This is a genomic window from Acinetobacter lwoffii (assembly GCF_029024105.1).
GTDB lineage: Bacteria > Pseudomonadota > Gammaproteobacteria > Pseudomonadales > Moraxellaceae > Acinetobacter > Acinetobacter lwoffii.
The window spans coordinates 1,107,088-1,132,834 of the sequence record NZ_CP118963.1; the positions used below are offsets into that span (position 1 = coordinate 1,107,088).

The 25,747-nt window shown below is 42.4% G+C and carries 23 protein-coding genes, 1 tRNA gene and 2 pseudogenes; 8 read left to right on the plus strand and 18 right to left on the minus strand.

Annotated elements, in window-relative coordinates:
- Positions 1 to 20 precede the first annotated feature (20 nt).
- Positions 21 to 578: a M23 family metallopeptidase gene (locus tag PYW33_RS05260; protein ID WP_004645536.1), complete on the plus strand. Its 558-nt coding sequence runs from the start codon at positions 21 to 23 to the stop codon at positions 576 to 578.
- Here PYW33_RS05260 and PYW33_RS05265 read toward each other — a convergent pair.
- Entirely contained in the window at positions 557 to 1,768 is a 1,212-nt protein-coding gene (locus PYW33_RS05265; protein ID WP_004645535.1) for a YbfB/YjiJ family MFS transporter, read from the minus strand. The genes PYW33_RS05260 and PYW33_RS05265 overlap by 22 nt on opposite strands.
- A 212-nt stretch (positions 1,769 to 1,980) precedes the next feature.
- Positions 1,981 to 3,411 (minus strand): pyridoxal phosphate-dependent aminotransferase, encoded by a 1,431-nt coding sequence (locus PYW33_RS05270; RefSeq protein ID WP_004645534.1) that lies wholly within the window; start codon positions 3,409 to 3,411, stop codon positions 1,981 to 1,983.
- 228 nt (positions 3,412 to 3,639) lie between these two features.
- On the opposite strand from PYW33_RS05270, the gene msrB reads away from it, so the two are divergent.
- Together msrB and PYW33_RS05280 are read left to right on the plus strand one after the other, a co-directional pair.
- On the plus strand, positions 3,640 to 4,059 hold the full coding sequence (gene msrB, locus PYW33_RS05275) for a peptide-methionine (R)-S-oxide reductase MsrB (protein WP_004645533.1): 420 nt from the start codon (positions 3,640 to 3,642) through the stop codon (positions 4,057 to 4,059).
- Positions 4,056 to 4,532 (plus strand): glutathione peroxidase, encoded by a 477-nt coding sequence (locus PYW33_RS05280; protein WP_004278946.1) that lies wholly within the window; start codon positions 4,056 to 4,058, stop codon positions 4,530 to 4,532. Before msrB ends, PYW33_RS05280 begins: the two co-directional genes overlap by 4 nt.
- Before the next feature lie 101 nt (positions 4,533 to 4,633).
- Here the strand turns inward: PYW33_RS05280 and dapC are convergent, their stop codons facing one another.
- The 6 genes from dapC to PYW33_RS05310 all read right to left on the minus strand — a co-directional run bounded on the left by dapC (position 4,634) and on the right by PYW33_RS05310 (position 11,684).
- Positions 4,634 to 5,803, minus strand: a complete 1,170-nt coding sequence (gene dapC / locus PYW33_RS05285; protein ID WP_004645532.1) for a succinyldiaminopimelate transaminase — start codon at positions 5,801 to 5,803, stop codon at positions 4,634 to 4,636.
- Positions 5,804 to 5,820: 17 nt separating this feature from the next.
- Positions 5,821 to 8,493, minus strand: a complete 2,673-nt coding sequence (gene glnD, locus PYW33_RS05290; RefSeq protein WP_004645531.1) for a [protein-PII] uridylyltransferase — start codon at positions 8,491 to 8,493, stop codon at positions 5,821 to 5,823.
- 26 nt (positions 8,494 to 8,519) lie between these two features.
- Positions 8,520 to 9,734 (minus strand): formate-dependent phosphoribosylglycinamide formyltransferase, encoded by a 1,215-nt coding sequence (purT, locus tag PYW33_RS05295; RefSeq protein WP_171057027.1) that lies wholly within the window; start codon positions 9,732 to 9,734, stop codon positions 8,520 to 8,522.
- Between the two features lie 115 nt (positions 9,735 to 9,849).
- A complete protein-coding gene (locus tag PYW33_RS05300; protein WP_004645528.1) occupies positions 9,850 to 10,494 on the minus strand; it encodes a hypothetical protein in 645 nt (214 codons plus the stop codon).
- A 93-nt stretch (positions 10,495 to 10,587) separates the two neighbouring features.
- On the minus strand, positions 10,588 to 10,935 hold the full coding sequence (gene ygaH / locus PYW33_RS05305; protein WP_004278941.1) for an L-valine transporter subunit YgaH: 348 nt from the start codon (positions 10,933 to 10,935) through the stop codon (positions 10,588 to 10,590).
- Positions 10,932 to 11,684 (minus strand): AzlC family ABC transporter permease, encoded by a 753-nt coding sequence (locus PYW33_RS05310; protein ID WP_004278940.1) that lies wholly within the window; start codon positions 11,682 to 11,684, stop codon positions 10,932 to 10,934. The genes ygaH and PYW33_RS05310 overlap by 4 nt, the downstream gene beginning before the upstream one ends.
- A 103-nt stretch (positions 11,685 to 11,787) precedes the next feature.
- Here PYW33_RS05310 and PYW33_RS05315 point away from each other — a divergent pair, with 103 nt between their 5' ends.
- The gene (locus PYW33_RS05315; RefSeq protein ID WP_004645527.1) at positions 11,788 to 12,285 is read left to right on the plus strand and encodes a hypothetical protein; all 498 of its coding nucleotides are present in this window, start codon (positions 11,788 to 11,790) and stop codon (positions 12,283 to 12,285) included.
- Between the two features lie 190 nt (positions 12,286 to 12,475).
- Here the strand turns inward: PYW33_RS05315 and PYW33_RS05320 are convergent, their stop codons facing one another.
- Together PYW33_RS05320 and ychF are read right to left on the minus strand one after the other, a co-directional pair.
- Positions 12,476 to 13,093, minus strand: a complete 618-nt coding sequence (locus PYW33_RS05320) for a superoxide dismutase (protein ID WP_004645525.1) — start codon at positions 13,091 to 13,093, stop codon at positions 12,476 to 12,478.
- A 210-nt stretch (positions 13,094 to 13,303) separates the two neighbouring features.
- Complete coding sequence (ychF, locus tag PYW33_RS05325) at positions 13,304 to 14,395, minus strand: redox-regulated ATPase YchF (RefSeq protein WP_004645523.1); 1,092 nt, start codon at positions 14,393 to 14,395, stop codon at positions 13,304 to 13,306.
- A gap of 294 nt (positions 14,396 to 14,689) precedes the next feature.
- On the opposite strand from ychF, the gene PYW33_RS05330 reads away from it, so the two are divergent.
- Complete coding sequence (locus PYW33_RS05330) at positions 14,690 to 15,454, plus strand: glutathione S-transferase family protein (RefSeq protein ID WP_004645522.1); 765 nt, start codon at positions 14,690 to 14,692, stop codon at positions 15,452 to 15,454.
- A gap of 64 nt (positions 15,455 to 15,518) precedes the next feature.
- Here PYW33_RS05330 and PYW33_RS05335 read toward each other — a convergent pair.
- Together PYW33_RS05335 and PYW33_RS05340 are read right to left on the minus strand one after the other, a co-directional pair.
- A pseudogene (locus tag PYW33_RS05335) lies at positions 15,519 to 16,556 on the minus strand (hypothetical protein).
- Positions 16,557 to 16,731: 175 nt separating this feature from the next.
- Positions 16,732 to 17,694, minus strand: a pseudogene (locus PYW33_RS05340) (IS30 family transposase).
- 319 nt (positions 17,695 to 18,013) lie between these two features.
- Here PYW33_RS05340 and PYW33_RS05345 point away from each other — a divergent pair.
- Complete coding sequence (locus PYW33_RS05345) at positions 18,014 to 18,484, plus strand: Lrp/AsnC family transcriptional regulator (protein ID WP_004645518.1); 471 nt, start codon at positions 18,014 to 18,016, stop codon at positions 18,482 to 18,484.
- 66 nt (positions 18,485 to 18,550) lie between these two features.
- Here the strand turns inward: PYW33_RS05345 and PYW33_RS05350 are convergent, their stop codons facing one another.
- The 3 genes from PYW33_RS05350 to PYW33_RS05360 all read right to left on the minus strand — a co-directional run bounded on the left by PYW33_RS05350 (position 18,551) and on the right by PYW33_RS05360 (position 21,384).
- Positions 18,551 to 19,702, minus strand: a complete 1,152-nt coding sequence (locus PYW33_RS05350) for an IS4-like element ISAbe18 family transposase (RefSeq protein WP_004645517.1) — start codon at positions 19,700 to 19,702, stop codon at positions 18,551 to 18,553.
- A 129-nt stretch (positions 19,703 to 19,831) separates the two neighbouring features.
- Positions 19,832 to 20,581, minus strand: coding sequence for a YebC/PmpR family DNA-binding transcriptional regulator (locus tag PYW33_RS05355; RefSeq protein ID WP_004645516.1), 750 nt, complete (start codon positions 20,579 to 20,581; stop codon positions 19,832 to 19,834).
- Between the two features lie 248 nt (positions 20,582 to 20,829).
- On the minus strand, positions 20,830 to 21,384 hold the full coding sequence (locus tag PYW33_RS05360; RefSeq protein WP_004278932.1) for a 1-acyl-sn-glycerol-3-phosphate acyltransferase: 555 nt from the start codon (positions 21,382 to 21,384) through the stop codon (positions 20,830 to 20,832).
- Between the two features lie 799 nt (positions 21,385 to 22,183).
- On the opposite strand from PYW33_RS05360, the gene PYW33_RS05365 reads away from it, so the two are divergent.
- Together PYW33_RS05365 and PYW33_RS05370 are read left to right on the plus strand one after the other, a co-directional pair.
- Positions 22,184 to 22,260: transfer RNA gene (locus PYW33_RS05365), tRNA-Ile, on the plus strand.
- Positions 22,261 to 22,931: 671 nt separating this feature from the next.
- Positions 22,932 to 23,168 (plus strand): hypothetical protein, encoded by a 237-nt coding sequence (locus tag PYW33_RS05370; RefSeq protein WP_016806820.1) that lies wholly within the window; start codon positions 22,932 to 22,934, stop codon positions 23,166 to 23,168.
- Positions 23,169 to 23,175: 7 nt separating this feature from the next.
- Here PYW33_RS05370 and bioB read toward each other — a convergent pair whose 3' ends face one another.
- The 3 genes from bioB to queG all read right to left on the minus strand — a co-directional run bounded on the left by bioB (position 23,176) and on the right by queG (position 25,734).
- Positions 23,176 to 24,177, minus strand: coding sequence for a biotin synthase BioB (gene bioB, locus PYW33_RS05375; RefSeq protein WP_004645510.1), 1,002 nt, complete (start codon positions 24,175 to 24,177; stop codon positions 23,176 to 23,178).
- Positions 24,178 to 24,310: 133 nt separating this feature from the next.
- The gene (locus PYW33_RS05380; RefSeq protein WP_004278929.1) at positions 24,311 to 24,514 is read right to left on the minus strand and encodes a hypothetical protein; all 204 of its coding nucleotides are present in this window, start codon (positions 24,512 to 24,514) and stop codon (positions 24,311 to 24,313) included.
- 125 nt (positions 24,515 to 24,639) lie between these two features.
- Entirely contained in the window at positions 24,640 to 25,734 is a 1,095-nt protein-coding gene (gene queG / locus PYW33_RS05385; RefSeq protein ID WP_004645509.1) for a tRNA epoxyqueuosine(34) reductase QueG, read from the minus strand.
- Positions 25,735 to 25,747 lie beyond the last annotated feature (13 nt).

Genomic DNA, 25,747 nt, shown 5'->3' on the forward strand with positions numbered 1-25,747 from the left:
AAAGTCATCTATTTAATTTAATGCGAATATTGGTGAAATTTCTTCGGATTATAAGCTTACTGTTATCTATAGGTTTTCTACTAACTGCCTGTCAGCCACCGCCTTCAGGTGAAGCAGCAGGTTGGAAAAGCCCTTATCTGTATTGGCAATTACAGAGAGCCCAGTTAGAAGCTCCGCTACAGATTCCGGTTGAAGGCGTCAGAGTTGGTCAGATTAATGATACTTGGGGAGCAGCGCGTAGTGACGGTCGTAAACACGAAGGTACGGATATTTTTGCCAAACGCGGTACGCCAGTATTTAGCGCGACCCCAGGTATTGTGCGTAGGATTGGCACCAACAAGCTGGGTGGAAAAATCATCTGGGTGACCGGTCCAAATATGAGCCAACATTATTATGCACATCTGGATGACTATGCAGAACATATTCAGGAAGGCGACTGGGTTGAGGCAGGTGAAGTCATCGCTTATGTGGGGAATACAGGTAATGCCAAAAATACCCCGCCGCACTTACATTATGGCATTTATTTAGGTGGGCAAGGAGCAACCAATCCTTATCCTTATTTAGTTCCTTCTCCATGAGCAGAAATTGGCGGAGTTTGTTGTTCAGACTTGAGTCTGACAGGACGTGTGTACCAGAACAGTTGCAATGTTCCTAATAAAAGAACCAATGTGGCCAGTATGAACTGTTGATGATAGCTCAATCCAAAATATTGCAGCGCACTAAAGCTGAGTCCACCGATCAGCTGAATCGAGGCAAAACACAAGGTAGCAATACTCCAGAGCTTTTTATAAGCCAGTCCATACAGTTGTAAAATGGTATAGGAGGTCAGGAAGACCACAGCCGGATTTAACATCCCGGTAAAAAAGGAAGAGCTAAAAGTGAGTAAGGGATAGGCATCTAGAGTCGCAATAAAAATAGCCACAATATAAAGACTATAAAGAATTTTCAGGGCAGCAAAATTACCCCATTTTCTGGCCAGCACATAAGCACTAAAGGCACCCAAGGCACTGCCTATTCCATACAGAATCCAGTTGAAATTAATCCAGAACAAGCTCAATCCCAACTGCTGGCTTAAATAATCAATCCAGAAGAGTGAATGCGGTATATAGGCGAATGCACTACACGCGTAGACCGTCAATAAACTATAAAAGACGCTATTCAAAGAGAGAGGAGAGGTAACTGCAAGAGCTTGTGTGGACAAATACGGCTTAAATTTCTGAATCAGTAAACTTAAAACGATACAGATAAGCAAAGCAAAACCGCATAAGATCAGCCATGCAGTCTGTATGGAAATTTGATCCAGATAAGGCAGAAACAGGGTCGCAATTAAAACGCCTAGTCCAATCCCGCTAAAACCAATAAAGTTGATTTTAAGACGATCCTGAAGTTCACAACACTGCGCGACCACACTCGGCGATAAGATCATCATCAGTCCACCGCTGATCCCGGAAATAACCCGCCAAGCGATATACCACGCTTCAGAGAAACCAGAAAATGCACAGCACATCAGGCTGAACATACCGGCAAAGGCTGAAATTTGAATATAGGTACTCATACTGCGGTCTTGAGGAAGACGCATCGCGGTAAAAGCACCGATTAAATAACCCAGCAAATTGGCACTGCCCAAGAGGCTAGCAAAATCTGCACTCCAGCCAAAGGCTTCTCGTGTACCAGGTAACAACGCGGTATAAGAAAAGCGAAGAATGCCTATGCCCAAGCACATACTAAGGCAGAGAAACAGGCTGAGCTTCATTGTGTTTGAGGACATCCGTGTACTCATAGAATTTTATATTTGGTCAAAAAATAACATGAATCTTCATAATTGAGGAGAAATTACCTGATAAAAAACTATTGAGTGCAGAAATTTGCTCAAAGAAACCGGTAAGATTTTTAAGATTTCATCAGTCAAAAGCCTGAATTTTTTCATAGAAATAAAAAACCGCGTCTCAACGCGGTTTTTTATATTGTCTATTTCAAGAATTAACGTATCTTGGCCAAGAAACGGCCAACACGGGTAATGGCTTCACGCAGTTCATTTTCAGCCGGCAGGAACACTACACGGAAATGATCCGGTGTTGGCCAGTTAAAGCCTGTCCCTTGAACCAGAAGTACTTTCTCTGCACGTAACAAATCCAGCATCAGTTTTTCATCATCCTGAATTGGATACACATTCGGATCCAGTTTCGGGAAGCAATACATTGCGCCTTCAGGTTTGACACAAGACACACCTGGAATCTCGTTCAGCATTTCCCAGGCAATATTGCGCTGTTCATATAAACGCCCACCCGGACGAATCAGGTCGTTAATTGACTGATAACCGCCCAGTGCAGTCTGAATTGCATATTGTGCCTGATGGTTGGCACACAGACGCATCGATGCAAGCATATCCAGACCTTCGATATAGTCTGCTGCACGTGCTTTATTGCCGGTAATGGCCATCCAGCCGGAACGGAAACCAGCAATACGATAGGCTTTAGATAAACCGTTAAACGAAACACAGAGCTGATCGCCAGCCAGAGCTGCTACAGCAACATGCTCGATTCCATCGTAAATAATTTTGTCGTAGATTTCATCAGCAAATAAAATCAGGTCATATTTCTTGGCCAAGTCGACGATTTGCTGCAACACATGACGTGGGTAAACCGAACCGGTCGGGTTATTCGGGTTAATAATCACAATACCACGGGTATTTGGCGTGATTTTGCTTTCCATATCAGCAATATCTGGATACCAGTGATTTTCTTCATCACATTTATAGTGAATCGCTGTACCGCCAGATAGATTCACTGCCGCCGTCCAGAGTGGATAATCTGGCATTGGAATCAGCATTTCATCGCCATCATCCAGCAGACCCTGCATGGCCATCACGATCAGTTCAGACACACCATTACCGATATAGACGTCATTGACGTGCATATCTAGAATGCCTTTTTGCTGATAATACTGACAGATCGCCTTACGCGCCGGGAAAATCCCTTTGGAATCCGTGTAGCCAATCGCATTCGGCAGGTTTAAAGCCACATCGTTGATAATTTCTTGTGGTGCTTCAAAACCGAATGGGGCAGGGTTACCAATATTTAATTTAATAATTTTGTGACCAGCTTCTTCCATCTCGATGGCCGCTCGTAACACAGGTCCGCGAATGTCGTAGCAAACATGATCAAGCTTGGATGATTTCTTGATTTCGCGAGGGGATTGGAAAGTGTTCGGCATTTTGATGTTCTCGGATGGAGTGGAGGTCACTTTTGCATAACGATATAAATAACTTTTAAATGTCTCAGTTGTGACTAGATCGAGATCATGTTCATCTCGAAGTAGTGCAACAATTTTTTCATGCGTAAATCCAAGCTGCTGATATTGTTTGATCACAGGCAGCAGATTTTTAAAAATTACGCTCTTTTTTTGCGACATTTTTTAATCCTGAGCAAATTTAGAGCTAAGAATACCATTAAATTTGCTCACTAAAAAACATTTAATGTAAAAATTGCTTACTTTTATTTTTATATTTGCTTTCTTTTTGCTTTTTTGGGCATTATATGTCTTTTGTAAAATGTTGAATAAAGACTAGAATTTTTAAAATGAATCACGTAAATATAGGATTATCCTATTTTAAATAGCAAGATAAAAAGGTATGTGATCATGGGAAAACTCAATAAATCAGACCGGGAATGGCAAAGAGAGTTATCACCTGAGGAGTTTCGCATTACGCGCGAGAAGGGAACCGAGCCGGCATTTACTGGAAAATACTGGAATACCAAGCAAGATGGCACTTATGTATGTCGTTGCTGCGGCACGCCATTGTTCTCGTCGGAGACCAAGTATGACAGCGGCTGTGGCTGGCCAAGTTTCTACCGTCCTGTCAGCAGTTCGGTGGTAGAAGAATTACCTGATACTTCACACGGAATGGTCAGAACTGAGATTGTTTGTCATCATTGTGACGCACATTTAGGGCATGTTTTCCCGGATGGCCCAGAACCGACCGGTTTGCGTTATTGTGTCAACTCGGCTTCTTTGGACTTAGAAACACAAGAAAAAAATGATGAGGAAACCTATCCATGACTAACATTTATCAGTTCGAAGCTGAATTGTTAGATGGCAAAAGCAAGCCACTTGCAGATTATGAAGGCAAGGTGCTTTTGATCGTCAATACAGCGAGTAAGTGTGGTTTTACCCCACAGTTTTCAGGATTAGAAAAACTTTACGAAAAATATAAAGATCAAGGTCTGGAAATTTTGGGATTTCCATGTAACCAGTTTGGCGGCCAGGATCCGGGTTCCAATGAACAGATTGGTGAATTTTGCCAGAAGAATTACGGGGTATCTTTCCCGATGTTTTCCAAGGTGGATGTCAAAGGCCCTGAGGCACATGCTATTTTTCGCTATTTAACCAATAATTCCAAAGGTATTTTAGGTAATGGAATTAAATGGAATTTTACCAAGTTTCTGATTGGCCGTGATGGCAAGGTATTGAACCGTTTTGCTCCGACCACCAAGCCTGAAGATCTTGAAGATGAAATTGCAAAAGTGTTGTAAGACTCTGTGTTGTTTTCTCAGTATGAGATGAAGATAGAACTCATCTGATTTCAATTAAAAAACCCACTGATCTACAGTGGGTTTTTTAGTCATGATAAAATTTAGAGAATGGCTTTCAGACGTTGAATGACTTCTTCACATTGCGCCAGATCGGCAACAAGGGCTAAACGTACATGATTTTCACCCGGATTACCCTGTTCAGTATCGCGGGATAAATAACGACCCGGAAGAACTTTAATATGTGCTTCCTCCATCAGGCGCTTGGCAAAGGCTTCATCATTATCGACTTTTAGCCAGTAGTAGAAACCTGCATCCGGTTTTTTCAGTGGCAGCAGGTGACCGAGTTCTTTCTGGAATAAATCAAACTTGGCACGGTATTGCACCCGGTTTTCTTCCACATGTGCTTCATCATCCCAGGCAGCAACTGACGCCAGTTGATGTTGCACCGGCATCGCTGCGCCGTGGTAAGTACGGTATTGCAAATAAGGTTTTAACAGGCTGGCATCACCGGCAACAAAACCTGAACGCATGCCTGGGAGGTTAGAGCGTTTAGACAGTGAATGGAACACCACACAGTTTTTATAGTCATCCCGGCCGATTTCAGCACAAACTTCCAGTAAACCTACGGGTGCCTGATCAAACCAGAGTTCTGAATAACATTCATCTGAAGCAATCACAAAGTTGTATTGATCCGACAGGGCAATCAGTTTTTTAAACTGTTCTTTCGACAGCACTGCACCGGTTGGATTGCCCGGGGTACAGACAAATAGCAGTGCAGTTTTTTCCCAGACTTCTGCCGGAACAGCATCAAAGTCACCAAGGTAGTTATTTTCCTCAGTACAGTTGATGAAATAAGGTTTGGCCCCTGCGAGCAGTGTTGCGCCTTCATAAATCTGATAAAACGGATTTGGCATCACCACATAAGGTGCATCTTCACGATTCACCAAAGCCTGTACAAACGAGAAAATCGCTTCACGCGTACCGGAAACAGGCAGGATATTGCTGTCTGTACTAATGCTATTGAGCTTAAAACGGCGTGTCAGCCATTGGGCAATACTTTCGCGTAGCTCAGGCAGGCCTTTACTGTTTGGATAGGTCGATAAATGTTTAAAGTTATCAATAATCGCTTGTTTCACAAACTCCGGTGCAGGATGCTTTGGTTCACCAATCGACAGGGAAATTAAGGGCATATTTGCAGGCTGGATATCCGCAAAAAGCTGATTTAACTTTTCAAACGGATAAGGGTGCAGTAGAGACAAGCTAGAGTTCATGAATAAGTAACCGCGTTTTAATGTGAGTGTTGACTACAAACCTGATGAGAGGCTTCATCCAGCGCAGTTTTAAGTGCAGCTGCAAATTCGGCAGATTCTCCAGGTGTCATAGGGTTGCCATCTTTTTTGGTGACAAAGAATATATCTTCGGCACGTTCGCCAAGTGTGGCAATTTTGGCAGAGTGTATATCCAGCCCTTGCATCATAAATAAACCACCGATTTTGGCAAGTAAACCGGGATGATCGAGAGTGGCAATTTCAACCATATTCTGATTCAAGGCAGGATTGATACTGATATCGACTGTATTTTCAATATCGAAATGACGTAATTGACGTGGAATCCGGCGCTGCATCAGGCCCGGATATTCATCTGAATGACTTAAGGCATCTTTTAGGGCTTCAATGACTGTGGCTTCGCGTTCCGGATCGGTCAATAAGGTACCAAAACGGTCGAGTACCACGTAGGTGTCCAGACTGAAGGCTTTGGTGGCAGTAATAATTCGAGCATCTTGTACATCCAGATTCATACGATCCAGAATAGCTACCGTGGTGGCAAACAGGTTGGGTTGATCCTGCGTATAAATAAAGATCTGTACCGCATCTTGAGCATATTTACGGTGTGCCCGCATCAGCACCAGTGGGGCAGGATTGTCGCCGTGCTGTAAAATGGCACGGGTATGCCAGGCGATTTCATCTGCTGTCTCTTTGAGGAAATAGTCATCACCAAGTTCCTGCCAGACTTTTTCTACTTCATCCAGTGAGAAGTCCTGAACCAGAAGTTCACTGGCTGCAAATTTGGTATCTTCAATCAGCATCTGATAATCAACCGGACGGCCCAGACCGGAACGGATCACGTCACGTGCTTGAGTATATAGTTGACGCATTAACGAGGCGCGCCAGGTATTCCATAACTTGGGATTGGTGGCATTAATATCTGCCACTGTCAGGGTGTATAAATAATCCAGATGTTCCATGTCACCCATTTTTTCGGCGAATTCTTTGACCACATCCGGATCGGAAATATCTTTTTTCTGGGCAGTGACAGACATCACCAGATGATTTTGGATCAGCCAGGCCACCAGGTTGCTTTCGCGTTCGGTAAAACCGTGACTACGGCAGAATTTAATCGCATCACTGGCGCCAAGTTCACTGTGATCGCCGCCACGGCCTTTGGCAATATCATGGAAAATTGCCGCCAGATAGACAATGTCACGACGGGTCAAACGCTGGAACACTGAACTGACCACCGGAAATTCTTTGGCAAATTCAGGTTCTTTAAAGCGGTTTAAATTACGCAGCAGCAATAAGGTATGTGCATCGACCGTATAGATATGGAACAGGTCATATTGCATCAGTCCCAGAATCTGTCCAAAGGCCGGGATGTAATTTCCAAGCACACCATAACGCTTCATCGCGACCATAGTATCGTAGAGTCGATGCGGTGAACGGATAATCGCCATAAATAGCGCCTGATGCACCGGATTATCACGAAAATCCTGATCAATGCGTTTTCCAGCCAGGGTCAGCAGGCGTAAAGTACGCGCACGAATACCTTCGATCTCAGGACGATTGGCTAGTAAATAGAAAATTTCCAGAATTGCGTTTGGATTTTCCGAGAAAATCTTGTGATGCTGCACAGCCAGTTTGCCATCGACCAGTTTAAAGTTCTGGTTGATTTCTTCGATCTGGCGTTCATATTGCGGTAAACGTGGCGTAATGACCGATTCATTAAAATAGGCCAGCAGCATTTCGTTCAGCGTAGACACTTGCTGTGCACTGCGATAATAGCGCTTCATGAACTGTTCAATTGGATAGTTCGGATGATGCGCCTCTTCACGTACATAGCCAAATTTGGCAGCAATATCACGCTGATAATCGAACAATAAGCGGTTTTCATCGCGCTTGGTCAGGCGGTGCAGGTGATGACGGATTTCCCAGAGGAAACTTTCGGCTTCCTCAAGCACACCGAGTTCAAATTCTGAAATAAAACCGAGATGTACCAGATCATAAATGCGATTGACGCGGAAATGCCGTTTGGCAATCCAGCCAATCTGGTTGATATCACGGATGCCACCCGGCGCATTTTTAATATCCGGTTCCAGATTGCTTTCGGTATTGTTGTGCTGAGCATAGCGTTTATGCTGCTCATCCATCTTGGCATCAAAAAAAGTTTTGTCAGTCCAGGTACGTGACACGATACGACGTGGCCATCTACACAGGTTTTCATTGCCAATAATCAGGCGGGCTTCGATCAGGGTGGTGGCGACGGTCAGATCACTGCTGGCCTGATTGACACATTCATTGATGGTGCGGACACTGATACCGGGTTTGAAATTCCCCACGTCCCAAAGCGATGAAATGAATGTAGAAATCAGTTGTTCCTGTTCCGGGTTAATCTCGTCTTCTGACAAGATCATGATGTCGACATCAGAATAAGGCAGCATTTCACGACGGCCATAGCCTCCGACTGCAAACAGGGCCAAATCAGTTTGATCCAGTTCGGCATGCTGCCAGAGAAACTGCAATGCTTCATCAATCAGGTTGGAACGCGCCAGAATAATATCCCGAATCGACTGGCCATTTTCAAAACTTTCCTGAAGCTGATTTTCGACATCACTGCGCCATTGATTGATGGCTTTAATGTCATGGTTGCTTTTAGCGTAATTCAGCAGTGGATGGGTGTTGATCATGTACAGTCGTCCGTTGGTATTTCAGCTTAGTTTTGGTTGACGCTAACTTGGTTAGCGACCTGTAGGGCCAGTTCACGTGCCTGTTCAATAGTTTCTGCACGTGCCGTGGCAACGCCCATACGGCGACGTTTAAAACCTTCTGGTTTGCCAAACAGGCGCAAATCGGTATTGCCGTCTGCTAAAGCAAGATTCAGGCCAGAAAATGAAAGATTACGGCCATCTACTCCAGCATAAATTACCGCACTGGCAGCCACACTATGTCGTGCAGTATTCACCGGCAAGCCTAAAATAGCACGTGCATGCAGCTCAAATTCACTTTGAAATTGGGAGGCTAAAGTCACCAGTCCAGTATCGTGTGGACGTGGGGAAACCTCACTAAACCATACTTTGTCGCCTTTTACAAAGAGTTCCACTCCAAAGATTCCGCAGCCACCAAGTGCTGTAGTGACCTTGTTGGCAATGCGCTTGGATTCTTCCAGCGCGGCTGGAGTCATCGGTTGAGGCTGCCAGCTTTCCACATAATCACCTGAGTCCTGACGATGTCCGATCGGGTCGCAATAAGACGTTTCGATTTCGCCGGTTTCTGGATTTTTTGCACGAACAGTCAATAAGGTAATTTCAAAATCAAAGTCAATTTGTGATTCTACAATCACAGTACCCTGATTGACCCGGCCACCGGTTTGCGCATATTCCCAGGCAGCATCGACTTCATCAAAACGGGTAACACGAGACTGACCTTTGCCTGAAGATGACATCACCGGTTTCACAAAGTTTGGATAGCCGACATCGTCACAGGCCGCGCGGAAGGATTCTAAACTGTCGGCAAAACGGTAAGCTGAAGTTGGCAGACCGAGTTCTTCCGCAGCCAGACGACGAATACCTTCACGGTTCATGGTCAGATTGACGGCTTTAGCAGAAGGAATGACTGTAGCAATGTTCTGGGCTTCTATTTCAAGCAGAACTTCGGTCGCAATCGCTTCAATTTCAGGAACAATTAAATGTGGCTGGATTTGATTGATGAGTTGTTTGAGTTCTACAGCATCTGCCATATTCAAGGTATAGGAATAATGCGCAACCTGCATGGCAGGGGCATGATCATAACGGTCAGCAGCATGAACTTCGACTCCAAGGCGTTGTAGTGAAATCACCACTTCCTTGCCCAGTTCACCAGAACCCAATAATAGAACTTTATAGGCAGAAGATTGAAGGGGAGTACCAATAGTCACGCTCATGTGGATCATCCATGCTTGATTTTATGGACTTTTAGCATAGCAGAACTGAGCCGACAGTTAAGCCAAGATTCATACAAAATTGTGATATTGACCAACAGTTTTATTTATAAAGTTTTTCTAGATTTTAATAAGGAGGCGCTGTCATTTTCACATCGCTGTCAGACTGCGTTTGCAGAAGATAAATCCCGCTTTGAGACTTGAGCTTTTCTATTTGTGCAACTTGTTCAGTATTGATATTTAGCATCTTTAACAGACGTAATGTACGAACATGCAGGAAATACGCATAGGGCAATACAAAAGGCAGTACAAAGCACAGCAAAAATAACAGTAGCCCAAAAACTGTGAATTGAATGCAGTCTCGCAAGATGGTGGTGAGCTGGAACTGATCTGCTGAAAAGGCGGTAGCTGAAAAAAGAATAAAAAGGAGCGCAAATAAACCAGCAAAAATTTTTAGAGTATTCGGCAGGACACGATGTCTGAAGCTCCATTTACCCAAAATCAATGTCAAAGGATGAAGATGCAGCACGTATTGGCTCTGATTAAGCATAGCAATAATTTGATGGGTGCTATTCTTTTTAATATAAACCACCCGAACTTGATCTGCTGGTTGAGCATGCATTTCGACAAAATGTCCGGTAAAATTTTGAGCATTGATAAAACATTCAAAATATTGTGCCGGCACTTCATGTCGATGGAATACGGTTAACATTTCATCGCGCCGATGATGAATAAAGATTTTGCCTTCAATCACCTGTTTGACCTCAAACATGCGCATCCTTCCTTGTTTTTATTGTTATATAAAAAAGACCTGTACTATGAGTTTAGCATAAGTCTTTGTTTCAATTGATCAACTATTTAAAGCTTAAAAGGGTACCGGAACATAAGTGTAAACCAACCCATAGGTGAGCGCTGCGGTCAGTGTCGCCATCACAATACGTTTAAACTTAAAGTACAAAACCGTGAGCACAATAAAGCCAACCAGCATCGCAAAACTTTTATTCGGCGTTTCTAATAAAGGTGGCAGGGTAGCAACTACCAACATGGAGCTGATCGCAGCGATGCCAATTGAACCCAAGGCAATTTTTAGCCACAACGCTCCGCGTTTTTGCGAACCTTGCTGAAATTTTTGAATGACAAAAAAAGGACCAAAGCGCGAGGCAAAATTGGCAATCCCGACTAAAATCCCGACCAGAATAATCTCTAGATTCATGCTTGATCTCCTGCGTGTTCAGGATCTGGCTGTTTCAAAATATAGTGCTTGAACAGGCCTGCGAAAATACCAGAACTTATACCGATAAAGATCGCGGCAGACAGGTCGATAAAATAACAGGCAATCGCAGACACCAGAATTGTGACAGCTACAACAAAAGTATGTTTTTTCTCAAAAGCGGCTAACAAGAAGCTCAGGAACAGCGCAGGTAACAAGAAATCCAGCGCAGCCTGTAAGAATTGCGGCAGGTTGCTGACCTGATCGGCAAACAATCCACCGAGGAAAGATCCGAGTGCCCAGGACATCCAGCTAAACAGGCTTAAACCGAGCATCCAGGATTCTGACCATTCCTGTCGCCGTTGCGAGAGCTTGATCATGCCGGAGGCAAAAACTTCATCGGTCAAACCCCAAGACCAGATTGCCGTTTTCTTTAAATTCAGCCGGTCTTGAATCAGATTTTGTAACGCAGGGCCATAAAGCAGATGACGAATGTCTAAGGCAATCACGGTTAATGCCGTCATCCAGATAGATGTTCCACTACCTAAGAGAGCGACCACCAGGAACTGGCTGGCACCTGCATACATCGAGCAGGACAGGAACAGTGCTTCCCAGGCGGTAAAGCCAAACTGAGTGGCTGAAACACCAAAAGCAAACGACACTGGTAAATAAGTGAAGATAATCGCTTGGCTATCTTTTGCACCTTGCCAGAAGCCAGCAGGTTGCGTAGCGAGTTGATTCGGTTCAGACACGACACACCTTGAAGGAGAGTTGAACGATGGGTCAAATGAAGATTGTGTATTCTACGTGAATTTAATAGCATAGTGCCGAAATGTTTAAATTGGCGAGCCTGATATGTGGATGTTCAAGACACGTGCGATGCTGATTGCTGCTTTAATAAGCACGGCAATATTGTTACAAGCGTGTGGGAATGACAGTCAATCGACTGATAAGCCAGAAATTAAACCGGCACCTAAACTGACTAATGATGCGACGACTTATGCCAATGCCGCATGGCAACTGATCAATGAAGTGGATCCTCTGGTCTATAATAAAGAAGTGGATCAGCTGGAAACACAGGTACGTCAACCAGCACGTAAATTGAGTACAGACTGGCGTATTAATGTCAAAATGACTGATTCGGTAACCGAAGGCAAATATGCCCTGTGTCGTAAAGCCTTGACCAGTCTGGAAATCTGGGCGCGGACGACCATGGAAAATGGTAATAGTCTGCAACAAAAACAGGCGGATTATGAGCGGGATAAACTGCAATGCCAGAATGCCATTGCCCATCCTGCACTCGGAAATACTGATCCTAAGCAAAAAGGTACTGCAATTGCCAATATGCAATAAACCTTTGCCCATTTAAATGTACCTATAAAAAGCCAGTCATTTAGACTGGCTTTTTTAGCAAAATAAACTTTAAAAATAGGGCATCCACACATGTTCTAATAAAAGCACCATGACACCGCAGATCAGCAGGGTGCTGCCAATCATGCGTTGAATCAGCATACGTGTAGACATGGCAGATCTCCTCAAAGATTTAAAGTGCGTTTAACGCTTCCAGATAACGACGATTTACTTCTTTCCAGTTCACGACATTGAAAAAAGCTGAGATATATTCCGGACGACGGTTTTGATACTGTAAATAATAGGCATGTTCCCAGACATCCAGACCTAAAAGGGGAATATTGCCATGCATCAGTGGAGAACCCTGATTAGCACTGCTTTCTACAATAAGTGTTTGATCTGGCGCCATACTTAACCAAGCCCACCCACTACCAAAACGGCTAAGCGCTGCTTGGGTAAACGCTTCTTTAAATGCCTCGAATCCTCCTAATTCATGTTCGATCGCCTTGGCAATTTCACCTTCAGGATGACCACCGCCGTCTGGACTCATCACTGTCCAGAACAGGGAATGATTGGCATGTCCACCAGCATTATTAATCACGTTCTGTCTGAGTTGCTCGGGCACTTCATTGAATTTGCTAATTAAGGCTTCGACTGATAAATCTTCCCATTCTGTACCCGCGATTCCTGCATTGATATTATTGATATAAGTTTGATGATGCTTGCTATGATGAATTTCCATAGTCTTGCTATCGATATGAGGCTCTAGCGCATCATAAGCATAAGGCAGTACAGGCAAGGTGTAGCTCATTGGCAGAATTCCTTGGGGAGAATGGAGTTAGGTTATTTTTCATTAGATTTAAGATACACTCTAATTTAATATTCATATATGAGAATAGTTATCATTATTGTTAATATATGTTGATCTTATGCGCTTCCAGAAAGCCTGTTATACGTATGAATCCTCTTTTTATAAGCAATAAAAAAGCCCCAAGAAGGGGCTTTTTTTAACAGCAATGACTTAAACGTTAAAACGGAAGTGTAAAACATCGCCATCCTGAACGATGTAAGTTTTACCTTCTAGACGCCATTTGCCTGCTTCTTTCGCACCGGCTTCGCCGTTGTACTGCACGAAATCATCATAAGCGATACATTCTGCACGGATAAAGCCTTTTTCAAAGTCGGTATGAATCACGCCTGCTGCCTGTGGTGCAGTTGCGCCAACTTTTACGGTCCAGGCACGAACTTCTTGTACACCCGCGGTGAAGTAAGTTTGTAGGCCAAGCAGTGAATAACCCGCACGAATCACCACGTTTAAGCCAGGTTCTTCCATGCCCATTGCTTCAAGGAATTCAGCACGGTCTTCATCTTCAAGCAATGAAATTTCAGCTTCAATCTGGTTGCACAGTGGAACTACAATCGCATTTTCTTCAGCAGCCAATTTTCTCACTGCATCTAAATGTGGGTTGTTCTCAAAACCGTCTTCAGCAACGTTGGCAATATACATGGTTGGTTTAAGGGTCATTAAGCCAAAACCACGAACCAGTTTACGTTCGTCATCATCTAGGTCTGCTGCGCGAGCCGGTTTACCTTCATCCAGTAAAGGCTGGATTTTTTCCAGAACAGCTTTAGTGGCTAGCGCTTCTTTGTCACCACCTTTAGCAGATTTAGTCAAACGCGTAATTGCTTTGGCTACAGCATCTAAGTCTGCGAGCGCAAGTTCGGTATTAATCGTAGCGATGTCATCTAGTGGATCAATACGACCATTCACATGAATGACGTTTTCATCTTCAAAACAACGCACAACGTGAGCAATTGCATCAGTTTCACGAATGTTGGCCAGAAACTGGTTACCCAAGCCTTCGCCCTTAGAAGCACCCGCTACCAGACCTGCGATGTCTACAAATTCCATAGAAGTCGGAATAACACGTTGCGGTTTAACAATTGCAGTCAATTTGTCTAAACGTGGATCAGGAACAGGTACAATCCCGGTGTTTGGTTCGATCGTACAGAAAGGGAAGTTTTCTGCAGCAATAGCAGCTTTGGTTAAGGCATTGAAAAGTGTAGATTTACCAACGTTCGGCAAGCCGACAATACCGCAATTAAAACCCATGAAATAACTCACAAAAGCGTTATATAAAAATTGCCCCCGATTTTACATGAAAGCATGACTAAAGTCAGGTCATGTGCTTGTGGTTTATTGCAATCAAATGCTTCTGGCGACCTAAAATGACTCGCTGAGCTTTCCGGGATGTGTAGTGAGTCCACCAACCATAGAGGAATAATCAGCCAGTATTTTACTTTTGAATAAAAATCACATTGTTTTTCTAAAAGTGAGTGACTAAAGTATCTGAATAAAACGGCGGCCTACACGCCCTGATCCAATAACGATAAACATGGAGCATACATGCGAACTTTATACCAGTTTCCTTTATCTCACTTTTGCGAAAAAGCACGTTGGATGCTGGACCATAAAGAGCTGTACTATGTTGCTCACAATCTGATACCCGGGGTACACCGCGCTTTTGCCCGCCTGAAAACAGGTCAGAATCGTCTGCCTATTTTGCGTGATCAGGATCGATGGATCGCAGATTCCACCCAGATTGCTCTGTATCTGGATGATACTTATCCAGAACATCGTTTACTGCACGCGGAAGGATATTTTCGAAATAAAGCTTTAGAAATTAATGAAATTACTTTGGAATTGGGTCGTCATGTCCGTCGCTGGATGCTCTCTCAAGCACTGACTTCTGATCATGAATCTCTGGATATTTTAATTGGTGAGCAGGGCTATCTGCGCCAGTTTGAAAAATTTTCTAAACCTTTATTGAAAGCGATGGTGGCCAAGGGGTATGCATTGAATGAGGAAACCGTGGCGGAATCTAAACAACACATCGATGTTGCTGTACAGCAGCTCAATCAGATGCTGGTCAGCCAAGGTGGGCATTATTTTGTCGGAAATCGTTTAGGTCTGGCGGATATTGCAGTCTGTTCCATGTTGGCACCGCTTCTGGCGATTCCAGGTACGCCGTGGGAAAAAGAAAATTTTGAAACCTTGTCCGAAGAATATCGCGACTATCAGCAGTATTTGAATGAGCTACCACTGGGTGAATATATTTGCCGTATTTACCGAACCGAACGCAATGCACGGGTAGACTGGCGTGGTGTATAAGTTTAAATGCTAATTCAAGAATTAAAAAAACGCGCATGAAGCGCGTTTTTTAATGAGATTATGATTAACCCCAAGGATTAGTCTGGTCGATATCAATATTTTTAGTAAAATTATTGAGGAGTGAACCAAAATCAAATCCGGATGAAGAACCGCCACTGCCGATATTCTGAATTGTATCTTTAATGCCCGGCAGGATAGCAGACAGATCAATATTGGAATCAGTCGTACCCACACTTGGACAAGATCACCGAGGTCAGGCAATTCAATCGAAGAGCCACTACCAACCAACTGACCAACACCTTCGGCAATACTGCCTAAGTCAAAGCCGTTTGAAGCAGAGGAAATACCTTCGATCATACCACCCAGATCCAGATCGCTACCGAGATTGAGATTGCCTAATAATCCACCTAAATCTATGCCATTTGAACCATTCGCAATCAGACCGCTCAGTAAGTCAGTGAAGCCACCGACATCAAAACCACCTGTTGCATTTCCGCCTACAAAGCCGCTAATTAAATCGGTAATAGCACCAAGATCAAAATCACCGCCTGCATTGCCACCGATTAAACCACCCACCAAGCCTGCAATTGCTCCAATATCTATATCACCTAAACTGCCAGAACCGCCGATCAGGCCACCGACCAGTTGAGAAATTTTACCAATATCAATATTGCCCGTACTGCCGCCCAATAAGCCGCCCACCAGTTTAGAAATAGCCTCAAGATCTAGGCTGCTGCTATTGCTCCCCATTAAGCTCTTTAATAAGTTGGTGACCTGGGTAATATTAAAGCTACCGCCATTGGATTGGGTTAAGCTACTGATCAGGCTTTGAATATTTAAACTTGAGGCATTCGAACCAGAAAATTGAGTTAATAAATTGCTGAGATTTGTCGTACTCAGGCTGCTTCCAGAAAGGAGATTATTTAATAATGAGCTGACTGAAGGTTGAGTATTGGATCCGGTGAGATTGCCAATAAGATTGGTGAGGGTACCTGATGTCGTTCCACCGAATAAGCCGCCCAATAAGCTCTTCGTTTTGGGTTTCGACGGTTAAAACAGGACTCACTTTTGTTTTTATCAAGCTTAAAAGTTTAGAAGCCATGACCGTTCCTTGTGTAATATTTTTGAAATGCGCTATTTTTGTTTTTAAAGCGCCTTTGTTTTAATCTATTTCTATACACTTGTAAAAGATGGACGGTTAAGTCGTGTAGGGGCTGACAGGAATAGCCTATCTGTTGCCATGTTTACCCAATTTAAATAATTTAAAAATGGCGGATTCAAGCGGCAAGTGCAACGGTATAAAAACCAGCCATAACTTCACTCGGTGTATACCAACCTAGTGTTTTTCTAGGACGATGGTTGAGTGCAAATTCTATCTGCTCTATTTGTTCGTTTGACACGCCATCAAACGATGATGATTTTGGCAGATATTGACGGATTAAACCATTCGTATTTTCATTTCTAGCTCGCTGAATAGACTTGTAAGGATCAGCAAAATACGTCTCTATGCCAGCATCAGTAATTCTTTTGTGTTCGGAAAATTCTTTGCCATTATCAAATGTCACACTATAAGCATGGCTCATTTGTAAACGATCTAATGCACAAGTAATCGTTTGAGAGGATGCTCTTGTTGGCCCTAAATGAACAATATGTACATACAGGCTCTTTCGATCAACGAGAGTCAATAAAGCACCTTTATGATGTTTACCAATCACCGTGTCACCTTCGAAATCTCCTAAACGTTGTCGTTGATCAATGACCTAGTGTCGGCAGTGAATACTTGTTTTATCAATGATTTGACCCCTACGATCCGTGTTTTTGTAACCGCGTTTTCGATATTTCTTCTGATGCCTTAAATGTAGATGAAGTTTACCGCCTTTTGATTTATCTTGATAAATGTACTGGTAAATCCACTCATGTGAAGGTACATCCAGCCAACCGCGTTGTGTTAAAGCACCTGAAATTTGTTCGGGTGACCAGTCCAAACCAATCAAATAATCAATATAAGCGAAGGCAAATGCTGTCATTGATGATGAAGGACGGTAGCGTCTTTGACTTGCAAATTTAGCTGCCTGTTGAGCTCTATATCCACGTTGCCCAGTATTTCTTTTTAATTCACGGTAGATGGTTGATCGTGAACGTCCTAATTCCCGAGCAAGGGTAGCGATTGAACTTTTACTTTTCAAAGTAGCATAAATTTCGTATCTTTCATCTTGAGAAAGTTGGGTGTATTTCTTCATTGTGTGCTTTCCAATTGCGAGTTGAAAAAGTCTAATGATTCTATGAATACACCTAACTTTTTCAACTAACTACAAATGTGTTGCACTTGGGATTTGAATCTGCGAATAAAGATTTAATCAAAAATACCATTGGTCATGTTTTTAATTTATGCGATTAACGGTCATTTAAACCCTCCTGAAAACCGTATTTATAAAATGAAATCCCATTTGGGAAAAAATTTCAGAATATGAAAATTTTGTGAAAAATAAATAAATATTGTATAACAGAGATGGCGCAAAATTTTCTGCATCTATTGATTATTGATATAAGAGTATAAAAATGGAACTGGATCGTTTCGATAAACATATTCTAGAAATATTGACCCATGAAGATGTCAATCTGAATGAACTGTCCGAGCGGGTGAATTTATCTGTCAGTTCGGTGCATCGTAGGATCAAACACTTAATCGATCATAATATTATCAGTGGCTTAAAACGTGAAATCAATTACCAGAAATTAGGTTTCAGCCTGCATGTGCTGTTACAGGTATCCTTAAGCAAACATGATAGCGATACTTTTGCTAAATTCCTGGAAGAACTGGAAAGTATTCCCGAAGTGATTAATGCCTTTTTGGTCACCGGTCAGTCTGCGGACTTTATTGTCGAAGTGGTGGCAAGGGATATGGAAAATTATAGTGAAATCCTGCTTAAGCGGATTGGAAAAATTGAGCATGTGGTGGCACTGCATTCCAGCTTTGTGATTAAAGAATATAATGTCTTTAACTGTAGCGGATTACTCAATAAAGTTTAATCAAAGCTAGGGTGGTGGACAGCCATAAAAAAACGCACCCTAAGGTCATTGCTGTCCCACAATTTTTCACAAGAGGAAGCTCATTTGAGCTTCCTCTTGTTTTATGGGTATTTTATCGGGTGAAAATAAAGCTTTTAAAGTTCTTCTTTCAAACAAATTCACTTGAATTATTCTGAGTAAACGTTGAACTGTCCAACCTGTTTTCCCTAAATGTTGAGCGAAACTCACCAATAAATAGGCGATCATCGCAATCCAGATTTGTGTCTGAATTGCGTTCCTGCTGCGGCCTAGAAACGCTTTTAATTTGAGATTCTGCTTAATCGCCTTAAAGAACAGCTCAACTTTCCAACGATCTTTATAAATCGCCGCAATGGTGGAGGCGGCTAAATGAAAGTTATTGCTGAGAAAGCTAAAGTGCTTGCCACTTTGCTGATCTCTATATTCAATTCTTCTTAACACTGGGGCTTTTCTTTTTAGGGCATGTGCGCTATTCAGCTGAATGGTTTCATCTTTTAGAATACCTTTGGATTCAAGCACTGGATGTTGCTGGATCACCTGATACACAGATTTAGGCCTAAAACGTGTGACAAATCCAATGTTTTGAGCAGTCAGATTTGCATACCATTGGTAATCGACATAGCCTTTATCAAAAACTACAATGCTGCCAGCAGGAAACTGGAATTTGCGGCCTTGTACCATGTCATTTTCTTTGCCATTTTCAACTGCAACAAACTCAGGAATATCATTGCTGTGATTCAATCCTATGCTGAGTTTCATGCTGGCTTTTGAGTCGTGAACTTTGGCCCATTCACATAAGGAAAGCGACAGGTCAATATGACTGGCATCCAAGGAATACAAGGGATTCTTAAAGCGAAATTTATGAGCTACTTTTGAGTGTTCATAGTATTTAAGCAACTTGTGAAATAGCTGTTGATACAAGGCAGCAGGCTGCTGCTCATTGATTCGTGCCAGCGTGCTTCGGGGAATAGACTTTGCTCCGAGATGACTTAGCTTTTCCTGTTGGCACTCCAAATTGGATTGAATATCTCTCAGACTTTGTCTACAAGAGAATTGAGACATCAATATGGCAATAAACTGATCCCACCGGGAAGCCGCTCTAAATTTCTGTCCAACATGGTGTACTTTAGCAAGTTGTTCAAAATCCTGTCGCACAACAGGTTTAATTAGCTCATGAAATACGGTATTCTGATGTGACAAAACCTGAATCCTGGTCGTTAAAGTGTTTGTTTGCACTCATATTTTAACTGTTAGGACTCAGGTTTTTTTATTTAAAGCAAACTATGGGACAGCAGTGACCCTAAGGTGCGTTTTTTGAATCAGACATATTTAAGCATCAAGTTCTGCTAAAACTGCGTCTGAGAATTCAACGTTGGTATAAACGTTTTGTACATCATCCAGATCTTCAAGCATATCAATCATTTTCATGATTTTTTTCGCTTGATCGATGTCTGTGATTTCTGCTTTGGTTGAAGGACTCATCACTACTTCAGCATTGTCAGATTTTAAACCTGCAGCAGTTAAAGCATCTTGAACTTCACCGAAGGCTTCAGGTGTGGTAATGACCAAGATATCATCTTCAGTGACTTCGATGTCTTCAGCACCTGCTTCTAATGCCACTTCCATGATTTGATCTTCCAAAGACACATCTTCAAAAGTGATCTCACCACGTTTCGTGAACAGGAATGCCACCGAACCATTGGTGCCTAAGTTACCATCAGTTTTAGAGAAGCAATGACGTACGTCAGGCACAGTACGGTTCAAGTTGTCAGTCATGGTTTCAACAATAACCGCAACACCACCTACACCATAACCTTCGTAGGTCACTTCTTTCAGGTCGTCGTTATCTTCGCCACCAGCACCACGTTGAATGGCACGGTTGATCACGTCACGTGTCATATTCACTGATAATGCTTTTTCAACCACAGCACGTAGACGAGGGTTGCTTGCAGTATCTGGACCACCAAGCTTTGCAGCAGTGGTTAATTCACGAATGTATTTGGTAAAAACTTTACCACGACTCGCATCTTGTTTTGCTTTGCGATGCTTAATATTGGCCCACTTGGAATGACCCGCCATGCGAACTATGCTCCTTGTAGATTGGCTGTATGCCTATCAGAATGCCGAAATTCTACCATAAGCGTTTTTTTAAAAAAAAGTGCCTGGATTTGAGATTTCAGGATAAAAACAAAAAAAGTGAAATATCGAGGAAAAATAGAAAGAGGATAGGGGGATTTATAATTCTATTTATACATTTATATGGACAGATGACTTGGACATAAACAGCAGAATCGCTGATTATGTCCGTGCTTTTATTTTTAAAAAGCTTATTCTGGAATAACGATATCCAGGCCAACCTTGTCTTTATATAGTTGCTTGATCAAAGCCAGGTCATGCGCAAGGTCTGTCGGATAGATCTTGCCAAGAATGCCACCTTGCTTAGTTTTGGAATTGGCGTATAACAACACGATTGGTACATTGGCAGCCTTGGCAATATGCCAGAAACCGGTACGGATTGGTTTGCGTGCTTCACCTTGTTTAGCCCGTGTTGCTTCGGGAGCAATCACCAGATTGAACTTTTCATTGTTCTGAAAATGTTCCACCATCTGGGTCACGATATCTTTACTGGCCTTGCGGTCAACCGGAATACCACCCACAGCGTTCAATAGCGGTTTAAACGGTCCTTTAAATAATTCTTTTTTAATCAAGGTATGAACCTTGAGGTCATAAATCTGGAACAGGGCAATTGACAGTACCGCATCCATCATTGAGGTATGTTCAAACCCAATAATGACCTGTTTATCTTCAAGCACATCGGGTTCGACATGATATTGCCAACCTGCAAGTTTAAATGCAGATTCGCCAAGGAATTTATTTAGCATAAGTACGGAGAAGTAAAAGCTGTATGTAGAGAACTGCATAATTTCATCTTGTTCGCCCATACAGTCAATAGGCTTTCCAATAAAATCAGCGAATAATGTAAAAATCTATGATTTATTCATCTTTTTAAGCTGCAAGATTAAGAGTTAATATATATAAATAAAACAATATTAAGATCTTAAAAATATCATTAGATACAAAAAAAGTCTTAAAATGATGAAAAAATGACTACCCAGAGCACACTTTAGTTATTAGACTTTTGTCGAAGAAGAAGACTGATACAGGTCTTTTCTATTTTCTTATTCTTTCTACTCTGAGATTGAAAAGTATGACGTACATGACAGCCTTCGTAGTCTCCCTATTGATTTTTGCGCTTATAATTGTATGGTCTTTGATCGAAATTAAGCAGGATTTACATAAAGACGAAGAAATGAAGTCTGAATTCTAGTCATTCTATCTTCTTGAGCTCAAGGCTATTCCTTTAACAGTGCTGCCTGAGCAATAAAGAATTTTAATACCTTATAGATATACTAAGACCTTAAATCTATCAGTTTTACCCTTAGTAGACCGGATTAAATTCAAGATGACAGGCTCATTTGTCTTAAATGATGCAGCATGTATCTCATTTTTCTATATGCCTCCTATACTGAAGTCTTAAGTAACTGAATTTTGACTAAGACAAGTCGCCCATGATTGCTGCCTAAATGTTCAAGCAGTTATAAAAGCACTTGTCTTTCCAAAAAATCTTAGCTAGTATTCATGACGCCTGAACTTATTGATAAATAAAGTTTTCAGCATATAGGGCCTATAGCTCAGTTGGTTAGAGCAGCGGACTCATAATCCGTTGGTCGACAGTTCAAGTCTGTCTGGGCCCACCATATAAAACAACCACTTAGGTGCATTAATCCTAGGTGGTTTTTTGTTTTTGGATATTATGAAATCTGAAGTAAGCAATTCACTTAGTTGATCGTCGCTCTTATCTCGAATGACTTAAAATGGGTTGCCTCCACTGATAATGAACTTTTCTAGTTTGCCTTTAAATAAAGATTCTTCGTTCCCAGCTTAATAAAAAAGCATCTCCCTCAGATATTACTTTTGTTATCTAGATTCCATAAACATCCTCTTTAATCAAAAAAAGCTCATATTTATGGAATAATTGTGATGTAGTTTAAAGAATATCTGCAAAAAAAGTGAAAAGTAGATGAAATGCATTTTACAACTGAAAAAATTATGCTAATTAATATGAGATGATTTTTTAGTCAAAAATCATGATGTTTCAGGACGGAATATCTTAAGAAGCGTATTAAAAAAAAATGATTAAACAGGAGTTTCAATGATGCTTCAGCTTTTAAGAAAATTGTTTTGTTTGCATATTTATGAATATGAGCAAATGCAAGAAATCGGGGAACACAGGGAGTGTCGTAAGTGCGGTACGAATAAGGACTAAAGTTTTTGCAAGAAAAGTGAGCAATGGCTCACTTTTTTTATGCTTGTTATGGGCTAATTTCCGTTAAAATTAAAGGGAAATTTCATCACGATGAACAGGCATATGAGTAAAGATTTTCATGCAGATACCTATATCGTAGACAGCAACCTGGCAGATACGCTGCACTGGCTCAGCCTGCATCAAGATAGTTATGACTCCTTTAGCTATGATGCAGTCACGCAAGCGCTGATGGTGCATCATGCCAATGGAGTAGATCAAATCCGAGTCGGAGATTATCTGAATGCCCGTTATGGCATTTTAATTACTGCACATAACTTTTCTGCGAGTTCATTAACTTAAACAGTGATTAGCTTGCCATTGCATCTGTAGCCAGACTGCGAACACTCGGTTTTGGCTGTTCTGCAACTAAACCTAATTTTGCAAAAAGTTGCTGATCCCGGCCTTGGGATGTATTAGGGGTCGTCAGCAGTTTTTCACCAGAAAAAATAGAATTGGCACCGGCCATAAACGCCAAAGCCTGATCCGAATCGCTTAAGGATTCGCGGCCGGCAGAAAGGCGAATATAACTTTTAGGCATTAGCAAGCGTGCCACGGCAATAGTACGAATCCATTCAATCACATCCAGTTTTTCTACATCTGCCATCGGTGTACCTTCAATCGGCACCAACATATTAATTGGCACAGATTCAGGATGAATTGCCAGAGTTGCAAGTTCATATAACAAACCAATTCGGTCATCACGACTTTCACCCAGACCCACAATACCGCCACTACAGACTTTCATACCAGCCTGACGTACATGATCCAGAGTATCCAGACGATCATCAAAGCTACGCGTGCTGATGATATGTGAATAGTATTCACGAGAAGTGTCCAGATTATGGTTGTAATAATCCAGTCCCGCATCTTTCAAGCGTTCAGCCTGAGATCCATTTAGCATCCCCAGTGTCATGCAGGTTTCCAGACCGAGTGCTTTAACTTCACGTACCATTTCCAGCACATAAGGCATATCGCGTTCATGCGGGTTGCGCCATGCAGCCCCCATACAAAAACGTGAACTGCCTGATGCCAGCGCCTGTTTGGCTTCCTGAATCACTTTATTGACTGCAATGCGTTTTTCAGCTTCCAGTTTGGAATCATAATGCGCTGATTGTGAGCAGTATTTACAGTCTTCAGGACATTTACCGGTTTTAATTGAGAGCAGGGTACTGACCTGAACGGTATTGGCGGTGAAATGTTCACGATGAACCTGTTGCGCCTGGAACACTAGGTCCATTAAAGGCTGCTGATAAAGTGCTTGTATTTCTTCACGTGACCAATCATTACGTACCGCATCACTACTGTTCATCTCTTTCCCTATCTATGCTTATTTATCATTCGGTTCATCTTAATAAAAATTCGACCTTGCTTCACTAGCAAAATATGACCTTATATAAATGACAAAGCCCACACGAGGTGAGCTTTGTTTTTCAGTTACCAGATTATTTATTACTGTGATTTCCATGAATATCCTGGCCATGCAGATCACTACGGTGCTGTTTGTTAAACACGCGCTGATCCTGTTCATGCTGATTGTTTTTTGGGGAATTAATCGGGCCATGTTGCGGCTGTTGCTGTTGTTGCTTCTGCTGGTCATGCTGAAGCTGCTCAAGCAGTTCTTGATTTGGATTTTTTGATGACATCATCTTTCCTCCACTTCATTTCTGACTCTTTTTATTTATGCCATAGTCTGAAACATGGGTGTGTAAGGCTTTTAAGTGAAACTGTGAATCTAGGTAAAGTTGAAATATATTTTAATGGTGAGGGAAAATTAGCTGGATTTTGCCAGTTGTTCTTGAATCGCCCAATCGATATGTACCTGTACAATTTCATCATGCTGATCACGCTGTTGCTGAAGGACCTGAATAATCTGCCCATCAAAAGGCGCATTGCCCAAACCAATGGCGATATTGCGCATAAAACTTTGATAACCCGTACGACGCATCGGGCTGCCTTCAGTCGTACTTAAAAAGGTGGCTTCATCCCATTGCCATAAGTCCAGTAAACTGACCTGATCCAAGCCATGCCGTGACTGAAAATCCTCTACTGAGGTGACTTGGGCAAAACTATTCCAGGGGCAAATCAGCTGGCAGTCATCACAACCAAAAACACGGTTGCCAATTCCGCGTCGCAAATCTTCTGGAATAATGCCTTTATATTCGATGGTCAGATAGGCGATACAGCGTCGTGCATCCAGCATATACGGTTCTACAATGGCTTGAGTCGGACAAATGTCGATACAGGCAGTACAGGAGCCACAATGTTTCGTTGCAGGTTCATCAAAAGGCAGTTCCAATGAAGTAAACAATTCACCCAAAACAAAGAATGAGCCGGATGTTTTATGAATCAGAAGGGTGTGTTTACCTGTCCAGCCCATACCTGCACTTTCAGCCAGCGATTTTTCAAAAATTGGCGCAGAATCGGCAAATGGGCGTGATTCAAAATCTCCGACTTTTTCCCGGATTCTTGTTGCCAGGGTTTTCAAGCGACCCCGCATGGTTTTGTGATAATCCCGGCCACGGGCATAACGCGCGATAATGGCAGAGTTAGGTGCATAAGGGATATAACGTGGTTCTGGTGCCTCGACCAGATAATCCATACGCACACAGATAATGCTGCGTGTGCTGGGAACCAGTAAGGCGGGATTGGCGCGTTTTTCCAGATTGTCTTCCAGAAACTTCATATCACCATGATAACCACGATCCAGATATTCCTGTAAGCGTACTAATTCTGCTTGAGCATCCGGTTTGGCAATGACACAATCAGAAAAACCCAATTCTAAAGCCTGCGCTTTAATCCATGCTTTTAGTTCGGCTGGATCTTGTTGATAAACTTGAATTTGCGCGTGAGAATCGGGAGTTGTCATAAACCAAAGACAG

Excerpts from the sequence above, each read along its gene's own strand:
- PYW33_RS05260 (WP_004645536.1), top strand. The coding sequence starts at position 21 with ATGCGAATATTGGTGAAATTTCTTCGGATTATAAGCTTACTGTTATCT.
- PYW33_RS05265 (WP_004645535.1), bottom strand. The coding sequence starts at position 1,768 with ATGTCCTCAAACACAATGAAGCTCAGCCTGTTTCTCTGCCTTAGTATG.
- PYW33_RS05270 (WP_004645534.1), bottom strand. The coding sequence starts at position 3,411 with ATGTCGCAAAAAAAGAGCGTAATTTTTAAAAATCTGCTGCCTGTGATC.
- msrB (WP_004645533.1), top strand. The coding sequence starts at position 3,640 with ATGGGAAAACTCAATAAATCAGACCGGGAATGGCAAAGAGAGTTATCA.
- PYW33_RS05280 (WP_004278946.1), top strand. The coding sequence starts at position 4,056 with ATGACTAACATTTATCAGTTCGAAGCTGAATTGTTAGATGGCAAAAGC.
- dapC (WP_004645532.1), bottom strand. The coding sequence starts at position 5,803 with ATGAACTCTAGCTTGTCTCTACTGCACCCTTATCCGTTTGAAAAGTTA.
- glnD (WP_004645531.1), bottom strand. The coding sequence starts at position 8,493 with ATGATCAACACCCATCCACTGCTGAATTACGCTAAAAGCAACCATGAC.
- purT (WP_171057027.1), bottom strand. The coding sequence starts at position 9,734 with ATGATCCACATGAGCGTGACTATTGGTACTCCCCTTCAATCTTCTGCC.
- PYW33_RS05300 (WP_004645528.1), bottom strand. The coding sequence starts at position 10,494 with ATGTTTGAGGTCAAACAGGTGATTGAAGGCAAAATCTTTATTCATCAT.
- ygaH (WP_004278941.1), bottom strand. The coding sequence starts at position 10,935 with ATGAATCTAGAGATTATTCTGGTCGGGATTTTAGTCGGGATTGCCAAT.
- PYW33_RS05315 (WP_004645527.1), top strand. The coding sequence starts at position 11,788 with ATGTGGATGTTCAAGACACGTGCGATGCTGATTGCTGCTTTAATAAGC.
- PYW33_RS05320 (WP_004645525.1), bottom strand. The coding sequence starts at position 13,093 with ATGAGCTACACCTTGCCTGTACTGCCTTATGCTTATGATGCGCTAGAG.
- ychF (WP_004645523.1), bottom strand. The coding sequence starts at position 14,395 with ATGGGTTTTAATTGCGGTATTGTCGGCTTGCCGAACGTTGGTAAATCT.
- PYW33_RS05330 (WP_004645522.1), top strand. The coding sequence starts at position 14,690 with ATGCGAACTTTATACCAGTTTCCTTTATCTCACTTTTGCGAAAAAGCA.
- PYW33_RS05345 (WP_004645518.1), top strand. The coding sequence starts at position 18,014 with ATGGAACTGGATCGTTTCGATAAACATATTCTAGAAATATTGACCCAT.
- PYW33_RS05355 (WP_004645516.1), bottom strand. The coding sequence starts at position 20,581 with ATGGCGGGTCATTCCAAGTGGGCCAATATTAAGCATCGCAAAGCAAAA.
- PYW33_RS05360 (WP_004278932.1), bottom strand. The coding sequence starts at position 21,384 with ATGCTAAATAAATTCCTTGGCGAATCTGCATTTAAACTTGCAGGTTGG.
- PYW33_RS05370 (WP_016806820.1), top strand. The coding sequence starts at position 22,932 with ATGAGTAAAGATTTTCATGCAGATACCTATATCGTAGACAGCAACCTG.
- bioB (WP_004645510.1), bottom strand. The coding sequence starts at position 24,177 with ATGAACAGTAGTGATGCGGTACGTAATGATTGGTCACGTGAAGAAATA.
- PYW33_RS05380 (WP_004278929.1), bottom strand. The coding sequence starts at position 24,514 with ATGATGTCATCAAAAAATCCAAATCAAGAACTGCTTGAGCAGCTTCAG.
- queG (WP_004645509.1), bottom strand. The coding sequence starts at position 25,734 with ATGACAACTCCCGATTCTCACGCGCAAATTCAAGTTTATCAACAAGAT.